This is a genomic window from Rhodococcus sp. IEGM 1409, assembly GCF_030056735.1.
Lineage (GTDB): Bacteria > Actinomycetota > Actinomycetes > Mycobacteriales > Mycobacteriaceae > Rhodococcus_F.
On record NZ_JASHKN010000044.1, the window covers coordinates 1 to 218 of the forward strand.

Consider the following 218-nt stretch of genomic DNA (forward strand, 5'->3'; position numbering starts at 1 on the left):
GTACGAGGCAATCGAAGCCTCGCATTCTGCCGTTGCGATCTAACAGGACGAGGTCAAGAACCTCGACGCGAACGACCGCTTCGCTTACCTGGCAGAGCGCAACACCGAATTCCGGGACCTGTGGGTCGGATTTCTCGAAGCCGGCGTCGAGGACGGGACCTTCCGTTCCGACATCGACTTCGAATTGGTCTTCAGATTCATGCGCGACACCGTGTGGG

The 218-nt window shown here is 58.7% G+C and carries 1 pseudogene; it reads left to right on the top strand.

The features are described from left to right. Positions 1–218 (top strand): annotated as a pseudogene (locus tag QM716_RS29195) (TetR family transcriptional regulator); the annotation flags it as partial.